The organism is Vibrio sp. 811, assembly GCF_033339195.1.
This window is the reverse complement of sequence record NZ_JAWOUB010000010.1, coordinates 62,273-81,620: the sequence shown is the minus strand read 5'-3', so window position 1 is coordinate 81,620 and position 19,348 is coordinate 62,273. Positions and strand designations below refer to the sequence as shown.

15 protein-coding genes are annotated in these 19,348 nt (G+C 44.3%); 4 read left to right on the top strand and 11 right to left on the bottom strand.

The annotated features are described in order from the left end of the window. Nucleotides 1-805 precede the first annotated feature (805 nt). Nucleotides 806-1,423 (bottom strand): c-type cytochrome, encoded by a 618-nt coding sequence (locus R7Q46_RS15680; RefSeq protein WP_005379248.1) that lies wholly within the window; start codon nucleotides 1,421-1,423, stop codon nucleotides 806-808. Between the two features lie 159 nt (nucleotides 1,424-1,582). Here R7Q46_RS15680 and yihA point away from each other — a divergent pair, with 159 nt between their 5' ends. Further along, nucleotides 1,583-2,242 carry a ribosome biogenesis GTP-binding protein YihA/YsxC gene (yihA, locus tag R7Q46_RS15675; protein WP_017635019.1) on the top strand — a complete coding sequence of 220 codons (660 nt, stop codon included), beginning with the start codon at nucleotides 1,583-1,585 and terminating at the stop codon, nucleotides 2,240-2,242. A 747-nt stretch (nucleotides 2,243-2,989) separates the two neighbouring features. On the opposite strand, the gene polA is transcribed toward yihA, so the two are convergent. The 3 genes from polA to hemB all read right to left on the bottom strand — a co-directional run bounded on the left by polA (nucleotide 2,990) and on the right by hemB (nucleotide 8,019). After that, nucleotides 2,990-5,776, bottom strand: coding sequence for a DNA polymerase I (gene polA / locus R7Q46_RS15670; protein ID WP_213871813.1), 2,787 nt, complete (start codon nucleotides 5,774-5,776; stop codon nucleotides 2,990-2,992). Between the two features lie 619 nt (nucleotides 5,777-6,395). Next, the gene (locus tag R7Q46_RS15665) at nucleotides 6,396-6,830 is read right to left on the bottom strand and encodes a GNAT family N-acetyltransferase (RefSeq protein ID WP_005379245.1); all 435 of its coding nucleotides are present in this window, start codon (nucleotides 6,828-6,830) and stop codon (nucleotides 6,396-6,398) included. Between the two features lie 127 nt (nucleotides 6,831-6,957). Beyond that, a complete protein-coding gene (hemB, locus tag R7Q46_RS15660) occupies nucleotides 6,958-8,019 on the bottom strand; it encodes a porphobilinogen synthase (protein WP_031777176.1) in 1,062 nt (353 codons plus the stop codon). A 184-nt stretch (nucleotides 8,020-8,203) separates the two neighbouring features. Here hemB and R7Q46_RS15655 point away from each other — a divergent pair, with 184 nt between their 5' ends. Next, nucleotides 8,204-8,965 (top strand): TatD family hydrolase, encoded by a 762-nt coding sequence (locus R7Q46_RS15655; RefSeq protein ID WP_017821949.1) that lies wholly within the window; start codon nucleotides 8,204-8,206, stop codon nucleotides 8,963-8,965. A gap of 459 nt (nucleotides 8,966-9,424) precedes the next feature. Here R7Q46_RS15655 and tatC read toward each other — a convergent pair whose 3' ends face one another. From tatC to rmuC, 7 genes are all read right to left on the bottom strand, one after another. Then, nucleotides 9,425-10,177, bottom strand: a complete 753-nt coding sequence (gene tatC, locus R7Q46_RS15650; RefSeq protein ID WP_005379234.1) for a twin-arginine translocase subunit TatC — start codon at nucleotides 10,175-10,177, stop codon at nucleotides 9,425-9,427. A 68-nt stretch (nucleotides 10,178-10,245) separates the two neighbouring features. Further along, nucleotides 10,246-10,644, bottom strand: a complete 399-nt coding sequence (tatB, locus tag R7Q46_RS15645) for a Sec-independent protein translocase protein TatB (protein WP_005382959.1) — start codon at nucleotides 10,642-10,644, stop codon at nucleotides 10,246-10,248. 3 nt (nucleotides 10,645-10,647) lie between these two features. Then, nucleotides 10,648-10,893 carry a Sec-independent protein translocase subunit TatA gene (gene tatA, locus R7Q46_RS15640; RefSeq protein WP_005382958.1) on the bottom strand — a complete coding sequence of 82 codons (246 nt, stop codon included), beginning with the start codon at nucleotides 10,891-10,893 and terminating at the stop codon, nucleotides 10,648-10,650. A gap of 53 nt (nucleotides 10,894-10,946) precedes the next feature. Next, nucleotides 10,947-12,581 (bottom strand): ubiquinone biosynthesis regulatory protein kinase UbiB, encoded by a 1,635-nt coding sequence (gene ubiB / locus R7Q46_RS15635; RefSeq protein ID WP_005379226.1) that lies wholly within the window; start codon nucleotides 12,579-12,581, stop codon nucleotides 10,947-10,949. Then, entirely contained in the window at nucleotides 12,578-13,213 is a 636-nt protein-coding gene (locus R7Q46_RS15630) for an SCP2 domain-containing protein (RefSeq protein WP_005379213.1), read from the bottom strand. Before R7Q46_RS15630 ends, ubiB begins: the two co-directional genes overlap by 4 nt. 11 nt (nucleotides 13,214-13,224) lie before the next feature. Next, nucleotides 13,225-14,004: a bifunctional demethylmenaquinone methyltransferase/2-methoxy-6-polyprenyl-1,4-benzoquinol methylase UbiE gene (gene ubiE / locus R7Q46_RS15625; RefSeq protein ID WP_017635022.1), complete on the bottom strand. Its 780-nt coding sequence runs from the start codon at nucleotides 14,002-14,004 to the stop codon at nucleotides 13,225-13,227. 77 nt (nucleotides 14,005-14,081) lie between these two features. Further along, a complete protein-coding gene (rmuC, locus tag R7Q46_RS15620; protein ID WP_213871811.1) occupies nucleotides 14,082-15,614 on the bottom strand; it encodes a DNA recombination protein RmuC in 1,533 nt (510 codons plus the stop codon). Nucleotides 15,615-15,782: 168 nt separating this feature from the next. On the opposite strand from rmuC, the gene R7Q46_RS15615 reads away from it, so the two are divergent. Then, nucleotides 15,783-16,688, top strand: coding sequence for a DMT family transporter (locus R7Q46_RS15615; protein ID WP_005379208.1), 906 nt, complete (start codon nucleotides 15,783-15,785; stop codon nucleotides 16,686-16,688). Between the two features lie 194 nt (nucleotides 16,689-16,882). Then, on the top strand, nucleotides 16,883-19,330 hold the full coding sequence (locus R7Q46_RS15610; protein ID WP_318077602.1) for an EAL domain-containing protein: 2,448 nt from the start codon (nucleotides 16,883-16,885) through the stop codon (nucleotides 19,328-19,330). The last annotated feature ends 18 nt before the right edge of the window (nucleotides 19,331-19,348 follow it).

The following is a 19,348-nucleotide window of genomic DNA, read 5'->3' as shown; positions in this document are numbered from 1 at the left end:
CAGAAAGTGAACTCGGATTGGAGTGTTGTTGAGTATTTTTTCAGCAATTTTTGTTAAAAAACTTTGTTTACAACCTATAAAGCTAAATAAGTGCAGTAATCTCAATTCAAGTTACGACTGAGCAAGTCAACGGATATAAAAAAAGCGACAGTCAGACTGTCGCTTTCTAAGTGCCATCAATTGGCGAAACTGTGTTGCACACATTTGGTGCACCAATGATCCCTTTGTTTTTAGAGCTTTCCCTGCCAAAAAGAGTTGTTTTTCATCTTCCTGATGAGTTTTGGCTATCCGTTTACTTCCTGTCTACTGAGCAACTTCCTGTGCCTGATCCGTTTCACTGTCTTAACCGTCAGACGAGATGACCATCCTTATCTGATAGGCTCCCTACCTATCTAAATCCCTTTCTAAATCACCAAGCATCCGAGCTACATCCTTGGAGACCTAAACCGTGGTCTTAAATCCTTACATTCACTCCCTGTGAACGACTTCTACTTTACGCCATCCCGTTATGCTCACAAGTAATGGGTTGAAAAAATAATCCGCCTATTTTTCTAAAAAATCAAAATTATCATTTAATCAAAAACTTAAAAACACGAACAAGAAAAAGCCAACATCAAGTATGGCAAATGTCTCACAAACTGCCGAGCCAACTATCGCTTTCGTATCCAAACTCGACTGTGATATCTGTCACGAACAAAAATGCCCTAGTGGATTCACTAGGGCATTTTTGTACAAGTTGCTCGAACGATGTAGGGACATCTACCCAACCAGCTCAAGATGCAGGTTCTTGAGCGATTTAGGTATATTAGTGCAGACCGCCAACGTATTTAGACAGCACTTCGATATCTTCGTCTGTCATTTTCTTCGCGATGTCGCGCATCATGGCATTCATATCATTACCACGGTCGCCATCACGGAATTTTTCTAGCTGAGCTTTGATGTAGTCAGCATGCTGACCAGAAATTTTCGGGAAACCTGAAAGCTCAGTACCATTGCCACGAGGACCATGACATGCAATACATGCGGTTAGGCCACGCTCGGCATCACCAGCGGTATAAAGCGTTTTGCCTTTTGCTACTACATCTTCAGGTGTTGAGTTTTCTGAAACTGGTAGCGAAGCGTAGTAAGCAGATAGGTCTGCGATATCTTCATCGCTCAGTGGCATTGCCATACCACTCATTACAGGATCGTAACGACCTTGTTTACCACCACTTGTCATGCCTAGCTTAAGTTCTTTTAACTGCTTCTCAAGATACTTAGCGTGTTGGCCTGCGAGTTTCGGGTACGTTGTTATTGCACTGTTGCCATCTGCTCCGTGACAGGCGACACAGGTTTGTGATTTTGCTTTACCAGCCTCAATATTACCTTGGGCCCATACTGAGCAACTGGCTAAAAGACTCAAAATTAGCGCTAATTTCTTCATGACATTCCATTATAATTATCAAGCTTCCAGTACCACGGAATGTGAACATACCGCGTACACTCATGGTACAATAGGCGACCTTATGCCGAGCACGGTTATTTTACACATTTTCACAAAAAAGTAATCAATCGACTACACAAAGTCGAGATGGAGTTAACAGTGAGCGTAAAAATTCATTACCAAAATACGCATTTCATCACCAGCGCACCCGATATTCGTCACCTGCCGGAAGACGAAGGTGTCGAAATTGCGTTTGCAGGACGCTCAAACGCTGGTAAATCGAGTGCACTTAACCGTCTAACTAATCAAAAAAGCTTAGCCAAGACATCAAAGACACCTGGTCGTACGCAATTAATCAACCTTTTCAAAGTAGAAGAAGGTTGTCACATTGTCGATCTACCTGGATACGGTTTTGCTCAAGTACCGGTAGAAATGAAAAACAAATGGCAGAAATCTTTGGGTGAATACCTACAGAAACGCGAGTGCCTAAAAGGCTTAGTGGTTCTAATGGACATTCGTCATCCAATGAAAGATCTCGACCAACAAATGATTTTCTGGGCCATCGATAGCCACATTCCTGTGCAGGTTTTGCTAACCAAAGCAGATAAACTAAAAAGTGGTGCACGCAAACAAACTCTACTGAAAGTTCGTAAGCAAGTAGAAACTTTCGGTGGTGACGTTTCTGTTGATGTGTTCTCCTCACTTAAAGGATTAGGTGTCGATCAGCTACGTGCAAAACTGGATACCTGGTTTGCACCAGCACTAGCACACCTGATAGAAGAAGACGAACAAGAGATACCAGCGAGCGATGAAGAATAATTAACAATATTTGTTAAATTTCTTCGACACGGCCCTGCCATTTGGTGGGGCTTTTGTTTATCTGAACTAAATAACAGGCAATAAAAATCCCCGCCTTCCTGGCAGGGATAACGGGAGAGAAAAATTGGTAATTATTGTTATGTGACGAAGCATTGCTGAACTGAGATTCGATTTCAATAGGTTAAAAAGCGCTCTTGTTTCCTGTGTATCACCAAACATTCACTCCAAAAACACCCAATAGCGTTACAATTCAGACAGTTAAGCCAAGCAAATCTTCAAAAAGATGTAACTTAGTTTCTTTCAAGAAAAAATAATAGTGTGACTGGCGTAAATTTACAGGATGAATAACGCAATAAATTTGAAGGAAAAATCGAGATTTTGCAGTAACTTAGAAAGGTCAAAAAAGAAGGTTTTTGAAGGCTAACTTTAAGCTGCTGATCCAAAAGAATAATTTTCTTTCGTCCAATAAAAAACGCCCCAGTCAAAAACTGACTGGGGCGGCTGAATCAGCCTAATCCAATAACGTGAAACAAAAGGTCTGAAAGATAGAACATCTTACCTCTGTACCCTACGAGTATTAATGTACAACAATTGGTCAGAATTGCAAAGAATTTTTGTAGTTTTTTTTCATGAAACTTTTATTAAGCAACATCAAAGTTAACTTTGCGCTAGCTTTTTTAATCTCAAAAAAAAGCCAGCGTTTGTGCGCTGGCTCATAATTAATTGGTTATTTTGGTCTAAAAGTGACTAATGAGCTTGATCCCAGTTATCACCGTGACCTGCTTCTGCAACCAACGGTACTTTTAGCTCTGCTGCAGATTCCATCAATTTCTGTACTTTACTTTCAATTTCGGACAATGATGACTCTTCAACTTCAAAGACCAATTCATCGTGTACTTGCATTAATAACTTCACACGACCATTGCCTTCTTCCTGAATCCACTGATCAACCAACAGCATCGCTTTCTTAATGATGTCCGCAGCCGTACCTTGCATTGGTGCGTTGATTGCCGCACGTTCAGCAGCTTTACGACGCATCCCGTTGCGTGATTTGATTTCTGGTAAATGCAAACGTCGACCAAAAATAGTTTCAACATACCCTTTATCTGCTGCCGTGCTGCGTGTGTCTTCCATGTACTGCATCACGCCTGGGTAACGTTCAAAGTATGTATCCATATACGCTTGAGCCTCACCACGAGGAATGCCTAATTGCTTCGCCAAACCAAACGCACTCATGCCGTAAATAAGACCGAAATTAACCGCTTTCGCACGACGACGTTGCTCACTTGAAACGTCTTCAATAGAAACACCCATGATTTCTGCTGCGGTTGCCGCGTGGATATCTTTGCCATCGCGGAATGCATCCAATAACGCTTGGTCACCAGAAAGGTGCGCCATGATGCGAAGTTCGATTTGCGAGTAGTCGACCGCTAAGATTTTATGCCCTGATGGCGCGACAAACGCTTGACGAATACGACGGCCAGCTTCGTTACGAATTGGAATGTTCTGTAAGTTCGGATCAGTAGAAGATAGACGACCCGTTGCAGTCACTGCTTGGTGGTAAGAAGTATGCACACGTCCCGTCGATGGGTTGATCATCTTCGGCAGTTTGTCGGTGTAAGTTGATTTTAGCTTCGCCAAACCACGGTATTCCAAAATCAGTTTTGGTAGCGGGTAGTCTAGCGCGAGTTCTTGCAGAACTTCTTCATTCGTCGATGGTGTGCCTGATGGCGTTTTCTTCACAACCGGTAAACCCATTTTTTCAAATAGGATGGCTTGTAATTGCTTTGGCGAGTTCATATTAAACTCTTGCTCAGCAATTTCGTACGCTTTCTTTTCAAGCTCATCAAGGCGAGCGGTAATCTCGACCGACTGCGCACTCAGCTTCATTTCATCAATAAAGACCCCAGTGCGTTCAATGCGCGAAAGAACTGGCACCAACGGCATTTCAATCTCTTCGTAAACTGTCTTCAGGCTTTCATCCTGCTCGATATTAGTAAACAAGCGATTGTGCAGACGAAGGGTCACATCCGCATCTTCTGCCGCGTATGGCGATGCTTGTTCCAGTTCGATTTGGTTAAACGTAAGCTGATTTTTGCCTTTACCTGCAATTTGCTCAAAAGAAATGCAGCTGTGCTGTAGGAAGCGAAGCGCCAAGCTGTCCATATCGTGTTTACCGCCGACACTGTTGTAGATATACGATTCCAACATCGTGTCGTGCTTGATACCTTTTAGCTCAATGTCGTAACGAGCGAGTACAGACGCATCATACTTTAAGTTTTGACCGACTTTTGCTTTCGCTGCATCTTCAAGAATTGGCTTCAGCTGTTCTAGTACCCAATCACGATCAAGCTGTTCAGGCGCATCTAAATAGTCATGTGCAACTGGCACATAAGCCGCAATACCTTCATCGACAGCGAATGACAAACCAACTAGATTCGCTAGCATGTAATCTAGGTTATCGGTCTCCGTATCAAATGCAAACAGCTCAGCCGTTTGAAGTTTATCTAGCCAAGCATTGAAGGTTTCTTTATCCAGAATTGTTTCATATTGGCTGCGATCGATTGTTACCGCAGAAGTTTCCATCTCGGCTTGAGAAGAAGAAGCTTGTGAAGATCCTGCAAGCTCTACAGCCTCCACAGATCCAGAACCGCCTTCAAGTAGTTCATTCAACCAAGATTTAAACGTCAGTTGGCCATACAGCTTCACTAATTCGTCTTTATTTGGTTCCGCTTTCAGCAATGATTCTGGCGTTTCCTCAAGCTCAACATCCAATTTGATGGTCGCGAGCTCATACGAAAGCATGGCATTTTCTTTGTTGTCGATGAGCTTTTTCGCCATGGTTTTAGAACCACGGAAACCAAGCCCTGCAATATCATCGAGGTTTTCATACAACTTCGTCAGACCACCAATACCTTGCAGTAGTGCGGTCGCGGTTTTATCACCGACACCCGGTACACCAGGAATGTTATCTACTTTATCGCCCATCAGTGCTAAGTAGTCGATGATCAACTCAGGTGGAATGCCAAACTTTTCAACCACACCTTCACGATCCATTACGACGTTCGTCATGGTGTTGATCAAGGTAATGTTATCATCCACTAGCTGCGCCATGTCTTTATCACCAGTACTGATCAATACAGGCATGCCCTTTTGTGATGCTTGGTATGCTAACGTACCGATGACGTCATCCGCCTCGACGCCAGGAACACAGATCAGCGGCAAACCCATTGCACGAATAACATTGTGTAATGGTTCAATTTGACAACGCAGGTCATCCGGCATTGGCGGACGATTCGCTTTGTATTCTGCATACATATCATCACGAAAGGTTTTTCCCTTTGCATCGAAAACCACCGCGATGCGCTCAGACGCAAACTGACGCATCATGCTGCGTAACATGTTCACGACGCCGTAAACGGCATTAGTTGGAATTTCACCATTGCTCATGGTGCCCGGGTAGGCGTGAAAAGCGCGATATAGGTAAGAAGAGCCGTCGATAAGGATCAACGGATTTTCAGGAATACTTGCCATAATTGTCTGTATCCAATTCAGTACTTGAGAGATCTGCCTAGGATGCCATGACTGCTGATCCGAATCTATCTTGTTCGCTCGATCTAGGTCGCGTAAATTTTTCCGACTTTATTCACGAAAACACCACCTCCTGTGGATAACTCTGTTTATAGAAATTATCCACTGGTTATCCAATAACAAAAAACACAAGAAAACACCAACTCAAATCATTGATTTATAATAATAAATTCGCATAACGGCGAGAAGATCAACGATCCTAAAATGATCATCGCATGTGGAAAAGATATTAATAGTGACGTCAAATAGAAATCGTAGAAAAGAAAAAAGCGACCCGAATGGGGTCGCCTAGCAGAAGTGGTAAAGCAAATTCTGTAAATAGAGCAGCTTAACCAAGAAGCTATAAATTACACTGGAAGCAATGTGAGCAATGTCGTGTCAAAAAGAATTCGTGCAAGTTCTCGGAAAAATGTTTCATCACTTCTCAACTTTCAGTTAATTAACTTCTGTTAATAAGTCACTCAACGTCCTTGTGAACTTTCCTCATTCCCTAAGACAGGTTTAATAATAATGATTCTCATTTCGTAGTCAACAGTTAAATGAGAAAAAATCTCATTTATTTTCACATTGCTTTAATGAAATGCACTCTAGATTCTCGAAGATTTACTTTTTCTTCAAACTTTTCAATGATATAGCCATTTCTCAATAACAAGCGAAGCATAGCCGGAAACTGGTTTCGAGATTTCACTTTTAATGTGTTGTAGCCTTGTTCTGCCACCCAATCCTCTTGAGCTTCCAAAAGCAGTTGTGCCACGCCTTCATTTCGAGCTTCAGGGACAACACCACCTAACCAGCTATAGAAAACACCATCCTCTAATTCGTAACCTATTTTGAAGCCGACAATCGTGCCATTTTTTTCTGCAACGAGGATTAAACTGTTTTTCTCTTCTAAACGTTGAGTCATGGAGTCTACCGTTTCTCCTTTCGAAAACTCGGTAACACGCGCCACAACTTGAAGTGCTTCTTCCAATGTGCCTTCACGAATCAGCATTGTCATTGTTCTCTTCTCCAAAATAAAAATACCCAAGCACCTTGGATTGTTACTGTTGTAATCCGCCTGAGGTTACTTGGGTATATACAGACGAACAACTCTTGTTGGTCTGGTATTTCTCACTGAGCGATAATTACTCTTCTGTCGCTTCCGGAGTACGATTTAGGTGTTGAGCAGTTTGTGCATTCTCTTCTGCCAACCACTCAGCAACGTCTTTCGCAAAGTACGTTAAGATGCCATCTGCACCTGCACGTTTGAAGCACAATAGTGATTCCATCACAATTTCACGCTCTTTGAGCCAGCCATTCATGATCGCCGCTTTATGCATCGCGTACTCGCCAGAGACTTGATAAGCAAATGTCGGTACTTGAAGTTCAGTTTTTACTCGGCGAACTACATCTAAGTATGGCATACCAGGTTTAACCATCACCATGTCCGCACCTTCGTTGATGTCTAGCGCCACTTCGTGAATCGCTTCATCAATGTTTGCTGGGTCCATTTGGTAGTTTTTCTTGTTGCCGCCTTTTAGATTTGAAGAAGAGCCAACCGCATCACGGAATGGTCCGTAGTAGTTCGATGCGTACTTAGCCGAGTAAGCCATGATTTGAGTATGAATGTAGCCCGCGTTTTCTAATGCTTCGCGGATCTTACCAATTCGGCCATCCATCATGTCTGAAGGCGCGACTACGTCAGCACCCGCTTCTGCATGAGACAAAGCCTGCTTAACCAATACTTCTGTGGTTTCATCATTCATTACGTAGCCATCTTCATCGATGATGCCGTCTTGGCCATGTGTCGTGAATGGGTCGAGTGCCACGTCTGTGATTACACCAATTTGAGGAATGTGTTCTTTAAGCGCTCGTACTGCTCGCTGAACCAAACCTTCTGGGTTGTAGGCTTCAGTAGCACATAAGCTTTTAGCGTCTTGGTTTACGACAGGGAAAAGCGCGATTGCTGGAACGCCTAGATTTGCAAGGTATTGTGCTTCTTCTAGCATTAAATCAATCGACAAACGCTCTACACCCGGCATGGACTCCACGCTCTCACGACGATCTTTACCCATAAGAATGAACATTGGGTAAATCAGATCATTAACAGAAAGTTGGTTCTCAGCCATCAAACGACGACTAAAATCGTGCTTACGTAAACGACGCATACGGCGTGCAGGGAATGGACCTTGAATTGATACAGACACCATTTTCTCCTTGTCTGGACGGTTATGATGATCAAATCATCTGGTGAACAAAATCATATCACTCTTGATGCATGTTGCGAGTGACAATCTGGAAAAAGGTAATGAAAAAAACTGAAAATGACCCAGCACTCACACTCAAGTATACTTCGAATACGAAACCAACTATGAAGCACAGAGAGTAACGATGATCGATACCCACGCGCACATCTATGCCAGCGAATTTGATAACGACCGCGATGAAGTAGTACAACGCGCCTTAACGCAAGGCATTAATAAAATCCTGTTGCCAAACATCGATCTGGACTCTATTGAGCCCATGCTACAAACCGAAGCGGCATATCCTGACGTGTGCCACTCAATGATGGGACTCCACCCTTGTTATGTGGACAGCAATGTTGAACAAACGTTGGAGATCATCCGCGGTTGGTTTGAGAAACACAAGTTTATTGCGGTGGGCGAAATCGGTATCGACCTGTATTGGGATAAAACCTATCGTGCTGAGCAAGAAATGGCGTTCGTAGCTCAACTTAACTGGGCAAAAGAGATGGACTTACCAGTCGTTATCCACACTCGTGATTCGATTGAAGAAACACTCACTTTGCTAAGACAAGAGCAAGATGGTCGTCTGCGTGGTGTATTCCACTGTTTTGGAGGCAGCTTAGAAGAAGCGCAAGCAATCAATGAGCTAGGCTTCCACTTAGGCTTGGGTGGCGTATCGACCTTTAAGAATGGCGGGATGGATAAAGTCATTCCACATTTGGATATGCAGTGGGTCATTTTAGAAACCGACTGTCCATATTTAGCGCCTGTGCCACACCGTGGTAAACGTAATGAACCAGCCTACACTTCTCTCGTTGCACAACGTGTTGCCGACTTGCGTGATGTCGACATCGCAACCATCGATGCCATAACGACTGAGAATGCCAAAAAGCTGTTTAATATTTAATTCACGAGAATTGAAAAAAGCGACGAAATCAACGTCGCTTTTTTATCACCTAAACTATTGAATGAACGATTCAACCCGTTGAAATAGTAGAACAATCCATACAAAATTATTGATAAACATAATAATTAACTAGCAACTCTACTTACTTCTCATATCGTCACTTTACTTCGTCCGCTTTGCAAAACTGTCGACAACTCGACACATTATTTTTCTATACTGATTTACGCCCATTAATTAGCACAAATGTAAAACAGCATGAATATGGAAGTTGAAGTGTGTACACATGGTGCTTACTTACAACGCGTACCGCGCAGTTTTTTTCAAAAGCTGCTGGGCATCAAGGAAGTATACGTATGCACAAAATGTGGTTACGTCATGAAAGTTAAGTAATTAGCCCAAGAAAAAACCAACCGCAAAAAAAGCGGCTCAATTGAGCCGCTTTTCACATCTAGATTAGCCTTATTCTTCGGTTTCCGCTTCTACTTCTTCGCTTCGACGAGTATAAAAACGCGCGAAGAACAAACCGACTTCAAACAGTAAACACATCGGAATAGCGAGTAAGGTTTGCGAGATCATGTCTGGTGGCGTTAACACCATACCTACGACAAACGCAGCCACTATAATATAAGGACGTTTCTGTCTTAAATCTTCTGGTGTAGTGGCCCCAGTCCAACACAACAAAATAATCGCAACAGGCACCTCAAATGCGATACCAAACGCCATAAATAGCGCCAGCACAAAGTCGAGATAACTCGAGATATCAGTTGCAAACTCTACTCCACCAAGAGAGATGGCGGTAAAGAAGCCAAACACCAATGGAAATACCACGAAGTAGGCAAATGCCACTCCACAGTAGAACAATAGCGAACTAGAGAACAGCAGTGGCATGATCAATCGACGTTCATGCTTGTACAAACCTGGCGCTACAAAGGCCCAAACTTGATACAAAATAAACGGCACCGCAATAAATACCGAAGCAATTAACGTCAGCTTAAGTGGCGTAAAAAAAGGTGACGCTACATCCGTAGCAATCATGGTCGCGCCTTCAGGTAGACGTTCTACTAAAGGTGCGGAAACAAACTCGTAAATGTGGTTAGAGAAATAAATTAGTCCGACAAACACGACCAACACTGCGAGGATTGAGCGCAGTAGTCGGTTGCGAAGCTCCAACAAATGACTAATTAAAGGTTGTGTCTGCTCGACGGTAGACATGGCAAACCTCTTATTAAAAACCAGATCAAAAAGGAGCTACCAATCACTAGTAGCTCCTCCTAATGAGACTATTCGGCTTTCTTATCTGCCGCTGTAACCTTGCTCTCTTCCGCTTTCTCTACCTTTTCTGCTGCTGGCTCTGTTTTTACAGGCTCAGCCTCTGAATCGGTGTTCTTTGCGTAAGGACGATTTACAGATTGCGCTGCCTTCTTCAACTCTTCAACTGAAGATTTCAACTCAGGGGATAAATCATCCATCCCCATTTGTTCTGCTTTGCGCAAGTTTTCTTGCAGCTCTTGGACTTTCAGCTCGTGTGACAATTCGTCTTTGACGCTATTTGCCATACTCTTAGCGGCACCGATAAAGCGAGACACGCTGCGAATAGCATGAGGCAAACGCTCCGGCCCAAGAACGACCAGACCAACAACAGATATTAATACCAGTTCCCAAAAACCGATATCAAACACGTTTTACGCCTGCTCTTTGTCTTTTTTCGTTTCAGGAGCAGCTTCTTTTTTCTGCTGCTCTTCTAGACTTTTTGGTTCGAAGTCTGCGTCTTTGTCATTTTTCGCAGGTTCATCTTCGCTCATCGCTTTTTTGAAGCCCTTAACGGCACCACCCAGATCGCCACCGATACCACGTAGTTTCTTTGTTCCGAATAGCAATACAACAATTACAGCAATGATTAGAAGTTGCCAAACACTGATACCACCCATTCTCTTTACCTCGGGGTCTTTAAACAAACAAAAATATTTCAAGAGTTTAACGTCTATTGACGATAAGCTCGCCAACTAAGCAGCCAAAATGTGACACCTGCGATACCGCAGGCCAACGAAAGCTGCTCAAAAGCATCGTTCACCAATATTGCCGAGCATACGACTAAAGTCGCGCCAACGCCAAACAAAAACTTTCCTGTCGCCTGCTGGCGCTTGCTCTGGCGATACCCTTGATAAAGCTGATCCATACGTTGATTCATCGCTTTACCTTGTTTCAGGCTATCGTAAAGTAGCTCTGGCAGTTCAGGTAATTTCTCTGCCCAAAATGGTGCGCGGTCTTTAATCGCATTCACTAGAGCTTGCGGCCCAACTTGATTCATCATCCATTCCTCCAGGAATGGTTTTGCGGTCTCCCACAAATCGAGTTGAGGATATAGCTGCCTACCAAGCCCCTCCACGTACAACAGCGTTTTTTGCAACAGTACAAGCTGTGGCTGAACCTCCATATTGAATCGACGTGCCGTGTTGAACAAATTCAACAACACATGACCAAAGGAGATTTCGCACAATGGCTTAGCAAAAATAGGCTCACACACAATGCGAATCGCGAACTCAAACTCATCGACATTGGTATCCGCAGGCACCCACCCTGAATCCACATGTAACTCCGCCACTCGGCGGTAGTCACGATTGAAAAACGCCAGGAAGTTTTCCGCCAGATAACGCTTGTCTTCGCTATTAAGTGTACCAACGATTCCGCAATCTAGCCCTATCCACATTGGGTTCTCTGGATGTTCGGGTTTGACGAACACATTACCCGGATGCATATCGGCATGGAAAAAGCTGTCTCGGAACACCTGAGTGAAGAACACACTCACACCGCGTTCCGCGAGCAATTTCATATTGGTGCCATTTGCTTTCAAGCCTTCAATATCAGAGACTTGAATGCCATATATTCGCTCAGAAACCATGACAGTTTCATTACTGAAGTCGGGAAAAACTTCAGGAACATACAATTCTTCGCTGCCCTCAAAGTTGCGGCGCAACTGAATGGCATTCGCCGCCTCACGTCGCAAGTCGAGTTCATCAAGCAGGGTTTTCTCGTACTCACGCACGACTTCAACTGGTTTTAAACGACGTGCTTCAGGCATCGCTCCGGCGACTATACGCGCCATTCGGTGCATCAGTTTTAGATCTGAATCAATGACTGGGCGAATATCTGGGCGGATAACCTTTAATACCACTTCTTGGTTAGTGTCTTTTATGCGCGCAGTATGTACCTGAGCAATCGACGCAGACGCCAGTGGTTTGATATCAAACTCGGTAAACCATTTTTCTAACGGACCACCTAATGCTTGCTCCATCTGCTTTTTTGCCAACTCGCCATCAAAAGGAGCGACTTGGTCTTGAAGTAAAGCTAGGGGATCAGCGATATGCGGAGGAAATAAGTCACGGCGCGTCGACATCATCTGACCGAACTTAATCCAAACCGGCCCCAGCTCTTGCAGTGCTAAACGCAGACGTTCACCGAGTGGTTTTTCTGGGTGCTTGTTCTTAATCCAAAACAAGCTTTTGCGCAGTAAAAGCGGAGCTTTGGTCAGTTGGTGATCGGGAAGCAGCTCATCTAAGCCGTATTCCAGTTGTACTTTGGCGATGTGGTATAAGCGCTTTAGTTCTGCTGGCGTCATGGTTTCTCCAATGCAGGCTTATCTGCATCCAGCTTATTCAGCAAAGCCGTTAAACGAGCTTCAATGCGAGAAGCCTGGCTGCGAACCTCATCAACTTGGTCGCAGAAATAGGCCACTTCTAACGGAGCGGGAGCCAGTTTCCATTCTTCAGTCACTACTTGCGCAAGATGACGCTGGTGTTTTTCTGCTTGAGACGCAAGAAAGTTGCCGATGTTTTTTGAACCTTGCACAAAGGTATGTGCGGCGACATCGCCAGTCACGCGAGACAACCACTCTTCAACATCTGGTTTGCAATCCACCATCAACTGAGAGAATTTCTGCGCCAATTGAATATCGCCTTCGAGTTCAAGTTTATCTTGTTTAATAAGACGAGTGATGTTGGCCTGATCGCGCAGCTCTGGTAACACACTCAAGTTGAGCGATAGATAGCAGTTAGGCTGCCCTTCGTAATGACCGAGCACATCAATTTGCTGACTAAAAACGAATGTCAGTGTTTTATTGATCTCTTTCAGGTGAACTTGAATAACTTGACCTTTTAGACGCGCTAAACGACGGCCCAATGCAGGGTCGTCTTTGATCAGTGTATTCAGTGACGTTTCAATCACAGCGGTGATAAGTGGTTCAAATGGCATGCCGTTAACCCTTAGAATTTATAACCGCGATGCAAAGCCACAATACCACCAGTTAAGTTGTAGTATTTGGTGTTTTCAAAACCTGCTTCTTGCATCATGCCTTCCAGCGTTTCTTGGTCTGGATGCATACGGATTGACTCCGCTAGGTAGCGGTAACTCTCTGAGTCATTCGCAACTAGCTCACCGATTCTCGGCAACAAGTGGAATGAATATGCGTCGTATACTTTCGATAACGGCTCTAGCACTGGTTTTGAAAATTCCAACACCAATAGACGGCCGCCTGGCTTCAGTACGCGGAACATTGAACGAAGCGCTTTGTCTTTGTCAGTCACATTACGCAAACAAAAACTGATGGTGATGACATCAAAATAATCATCTGGGAACGGCAGTTCTTCTGCGTTGGCTTGAACGTAATGCACGTTACCCACAATACCGTTATCACGCAGTTTATCGCGACCAACGTTAAGCATTGAGTTATTGATATCGGCAAGGATGACATGGCCTTCATCGCCAACAATGCGCGAGAATTTCGCCGTCAAATCCCCCGTACCACCACCTAGGTCAAGAATACGTTGGCCAGGGCGAGCGCCACTACAATCGATAGTGAAGCGCTTCCAAAGGCGGTGAATACCACCTGACATCAGGTCATTCATGATGTCGTATTTTGTTGCCACGGAGTGGAATACTTCGGCAACCTTAGTCACTTTTTCGTCTTTTGCCACTGTAGAGAAACCAAAGTGAGTGGTTTCATTCTCTAACGCTGTATTGGATTGCAAACTTGTGTCCGTCATTCTAATTCCTCTTAGGCAGCGCTTTCCTCTACGGGGCGTTTGTTGACAAATAAAATCGCCCACTGCACTGCGGGCGATTAGTTTACTTTATCCTCAGCCGGATGTCTTTCTACTAACGGGTCATTTTCTGAAAATGCATCACTCTGCGCTAACTGCGCGAGGTCGGAAGAAATCGGTCGTTTAATTTCAACTCCCAAGTGTTTAAAGCTTTCGGCTTGGCGAATCACATTTCCGCGCCCTGTGGCAAGCTTATTCATCGCACCTTGATAGCTTTGATTCGCCTTATCCAGCGCACCGCCGAGCCCCTCCATGTCGTCTACAAACAATCGTAATTTGTCGTAGAGTTTTGTCGCACGCTGCGCAATCATTTTGGCGTTTTCATTTTGGCGTTCATTGCGCCATAGATTATCAATGGTGCGCAATGCCACCAGCAACGTTGTTGGGCTCACCAAAATGATGTTTTGCTCCATCGCGTCTTTAATCAAACTCGGATCGGCTTGAATCGCGACTTGGAACGCCGGCTCAACCGGAATAAACATAAGTACATAGTCCAAACTCTGAATACCTTTGAGTTTGTGGTAGTCCTTCGTGCTTAACCCTTTGATATGTGCACGTAGAGCAGCTAAGTGCGCATTCAAAGCCTGATCGCGCTCAGCATCAGTTTCGGCGTTGAAGTAGCGCTCATAGGCAACCAGCGCCATTTTAGAATCCACAACCACTTGTTTGTTTTGTGGGAGATGAACAATGACATCAGGTTGGTAACGCTTGCCTGCTTCATTTTGTAAGTTCACCTGAGTCTGATATTCGTGCCCTTCACGCAAGCCAGATTCGGCAAGTACCCTAGCGAGCACCACTTCGCCCCAGTTACCTTGTTGTTTGTTGTCCCCTTTCAACGCTTGGGTCAAATTAACCGCTTCGCGCGTCATTTGCTCGTTCAAACGTTGCAGGTTTTTCAGCTCATGCACTAGGGTATGGCGTTCTTTAGCTTCTTGGCTAAAGCTGTCATTAACGTGCTTTTTGAACCCTTCTAACTGTTCTCTAAGCGGTGACAACAAGCCTTCTAAACTCTGACGGTTTTGCAAATCGACCTTCGCGGTTTTTTCTTCAAACAGTTGATTTGCCAAGTGCTCAAATTGTTGTTTCAAGCGTGCTTCTGCTTGTTCTAAAATTTGCAGTTTTTCGGCATTAGCTTGGTTAATTTGCTCATGGCGAGCTTGCTGTTCACGCAGCTGCGTTTCTAGACGTGATTTGTGTTCACGCATTTGACCAAGCTCATCAAAGTATTGCTGGCGCTCTTGCTTTACAGCCTCGAAGTAACGCAGCTTTTCCATAGCTGCCATCAGCTTTCCGTGCGTTTGACGCACTTCAAATGCGGCTTTATCGCGCTCATCATCTAACTCATCCAACTCTTGCTGAGCATCGGCAAGGCTTTGCTTGACCTGTTCAAGTTGCTGTTGATGAAGCTGTTTTTCTGAAACAAGTTGTTGCTCGAGAAGCTGAGTTTGGGTGATAAAACGCTGTTTCACCCACCAACCGGCAGCGACACCACTAAGCGTGGCAGCACAAAGAGAAGAGAGAATGAGAGATTGGTACTCAAGAATCCATTGCATAATAGCGAGTTAGCCTGTGTTTTGTATCTATAACAATGGTATTTAGACACTGGATAAATGTCCAGTTTGTTGAATGAAAAATCCTCGCATACACTAGGCCTTCCTATAATATTCTTTCTTCCGCTAAAATTATCCAAACCGAGCGGCACATCATCACGCAGAGGCATCATGAACGAGCGTCGCGCCCTAGGATTTGGGCTCTCAGCAGTATTACTTTGGTCTACCGTTGCAACCGCATTTAAACTCACGTTGGCAGAATTTACGCCGATTCAAATGCTATGCATTGCCAGCATCGTCTCTGCGATTGCGCTAACAGTAATCTGTGGTGTGCAAGGTAAACTGGGCCAGTTAAGCGCTACATTTTTCTCAAACCCTTGGTATTACCTACTGCTTGGGTTGATTAACCCTTTGGCGTATTACGTTATTCTGTTCAAAGCATATGACTTGCTGCCCGCATCTCAGGCTCAAGCGATCAACTACAGCTGGGCCATCACCTTAACGCTAATGGCCGCTGTTTTCTTAGGACAAAAGATCCGTGGTAAGGACTGGCTGGCTTGCGGTTTTAGTTATGTCGGCGTGATAGTGATTGCTACACAAGGCAATCTTTTAGGCATGGAATTTGAGAGCCCGTTGGGTGTTGGTCTTGCGCTGCTATCAACGCTGCTGTGGGCCGGTTACTGGATTTTAAATACCAAAAATAAGGCCGACCCTGTGGTTGGCGTTCTGCTCGGCTTTTTGGTCGCTATTCCATTCGCCATTGGTTTAAGTCTTTATGAAGGTGCTGACTGGCAGATGATCTCAGCTAAAGGCTGGGCAGCGGTGACGTATGTCGGACTGTTTGAAATGGGGATCACTTTCGTTTTGTGGCTGAGCGCACTCAAATCAACGCAAAACACCGCGCGTATCAGTAATCTGATCTTTGCTTCTCCATTTATCTCACTCATGTTGTTAGCTACCATCATCGGCGAAGAAATTCATCCTTCAACCTTGATTGGCCTGGTATTGATCATCAGTGGCTTAGTCATTCAGCAAGTCTCATGGGGCAAGAAAACCAAAGCGGTAAACGCTTCTTAATCACCTATCCAAAGCCCTAAAAAACGATGCAATAAGTTGGATAAAAAAGAGATATAGATAACATTTTAATGATAGAAAGCACTTTACGCTGCTAGGATTTAGCTACGCGTTGGATACGATACTCACAAAGCCCAATAGCTTACGCTAGATTCTAATATAATTACCTTTGGGCGATTTAGGACTCGTTATTAATTATGTTTCGCTTCGCTATTCCTTCGCCTTTGATGGCAGACTGGCAACACGTTCTGCGACAATGCTGTAATGTAACTCAAGCTCAGGGACAGCTTTATACTCTGAGCGATACTCAGCAGTGGCTATCGACTGAGGTGTCCACCTCAAACCAAAATCATCGTGCTATCGTCGATGTGATAACGCAAGTTGTCGATCACTTTACGCCGACAGATTTTACAGTTAGCCATACCCCCTTTGAAGAGCAAACCTTGAGCATTGGACCGATTTGGCTACCTAATGGCGAATTGATTGCCGTACTGACACTGACTCACCCTAATGATCAATCAACGGTTGTTTCGGCATGGCTAAGCGCAATCGCGGGGCGGATCAGCTTTGATATCAACTTGCACTGTCAGCAAGAACAAACGCGACATCAAAGCGCGGAAATAAAGCCAACACCAACACTACAAGAGTTTATCGACTGCCTTGAAGACCACGTATGGATAAAAGGCATGGATGGCCTTTATTCGATGACCAACCGAAGCGTAGAAAACGCGTGGCAAAAAACCAACAGTGAAATCATTGGAAAAGACGATTTTGCCCTGTTTAGCCATGAACGTGCGGAAAAATTCATTGATGCCGATAAATTGGTGGTAGCCACAGGCACGCAAAATATTGTTGAAGAATGCCGTCAAATTGATGAAAACAATAACCCCACTTGGCTAGAAACCATTAAGTCTCCTGTCCGTGATCATGCGGGAAACTTAATCGGCATTCTGGGGATGACACGTAACATCACCCGCCGAAAAATGGTAGAAACGCAGCTCTCCTTAGCGTCCCAAATTTTCAACAATTCGCAAGAAGGCATGGTCATTACAGACCGCAATGCCAACATCATTGATGTAAACACGGCTTTTACCCAAATTACAGGTTACCGCTCTGAAGAGGTGATAGGAAAAAACCCACGAATTCTGCGCTCAGGCCATCATGATCAAGGTTTCTATCAACAGTTGTGGCATCAACTCGAAAACAAAGGCCAATGGAAAGGCGAATTCATCAACAGAAAGAAAGATGGCAGCATTTATCCGCAATTAGCGACCATTAGCGCCGTAATGGACGATAAAAACCACCTTATTAACTACATTTGTGTGTTTGAAGATATCTCTGTGCGTAAGGCACACGAAGAAAAGCTGCAGCGCATGGCTTTTTACGATCCATTAACCAATCTACCTAATCGCACCCATTTACTCAGCTTACTCGAACAACACATCGAAACCGGACACAAAAACCAGCAGACGTTTGCCACCCTATTCTTAGATATCGACCATTTCAAACACATCAACGATAGCATGGGCCATTTCTGTGGTGACCAATTGCTGTCTAAGTTAGCGATTCGTCTGCAAGATGTCCTTCACCTCAATGCACATGTGGCTCGTATTGGCGGCGATGAATTTGTGATTATTTTGCCAGATATCCATAGTGATGTTGCCTTATTGGAAACCGTCGGCGATATTCTAAGCGTATTCCAGCAACCATTCGACTTGGTAAATCACGACTCACTTCGTGTCTCGACCAGTATTGGTATTGCCTTGTACCCAAGAGACGGTCAAGACAGTGAAACCTTACTGAAAAACGCAGACACCGCGATGTACTTAGCGAAGAAAAATGGACGCAACGGCTACGCGTTTTACTCACCGGATTTGACCGATAAATCCGTATCCCATGTACGCATTCAATCCGCTTTGCATCAAGCAATAGAAAAACAACAACTCCGGTTAGAATTCCAACCGCAATACAATTTGGAACAAAATACGATTGTCGGCGTGGAAGCTTTATTACGCTGGCAGCATCCAGAGTTTGGCCTTGTACCACCAGCAGACTTTATTCCAATTGCAGAAAAAACAGGGCTGATTCAAAGCATTGGTGAGTGGGTGTTACAACAAGCTTGTTTGCAAGGTAATGCTTGGCTGGACCAAGGCATCGAGTTTGGCAAAATCGCCGTCAATGTTTCTGCGTTGCAGCTTCAGCAGTCAAATTTCATTCAGCGATTAAGTACTATCCTCGATAACACCGGATACCCTGCCCAACGGTTAGATTTGGAGATCACAGAGAGCTTTTTACTGATCGACCCTCAACAAGCCATTGCATCGTTAAATCAATTACGAGAGCTGGGTATTGAGATTTCTCTGGATGACTTTGGAACTGGCTATTCGTCTTTGTCTTACTTGAAAGGTTTGCCAATCAACAAACTGAAAATTGACCGCTCATTTGTCAGTGATGTCCCAAGTAATAGCGACAGCAACGCGATTGTGAATGCCATTATTGCCATGGGAAAAACGCTGTCGTTGAAAGTCGTCGCGGAAGGGATAGAAACTCGGGAACAAGCCGATTATTTATTCGAAAAAGGCTGTATTTATGGTCAGGGATATTTATTTAGTCAGCCAGTGAGCGCTGAAAAACTGTTTCGTTGAACCAGCTTGCTCCTCAAG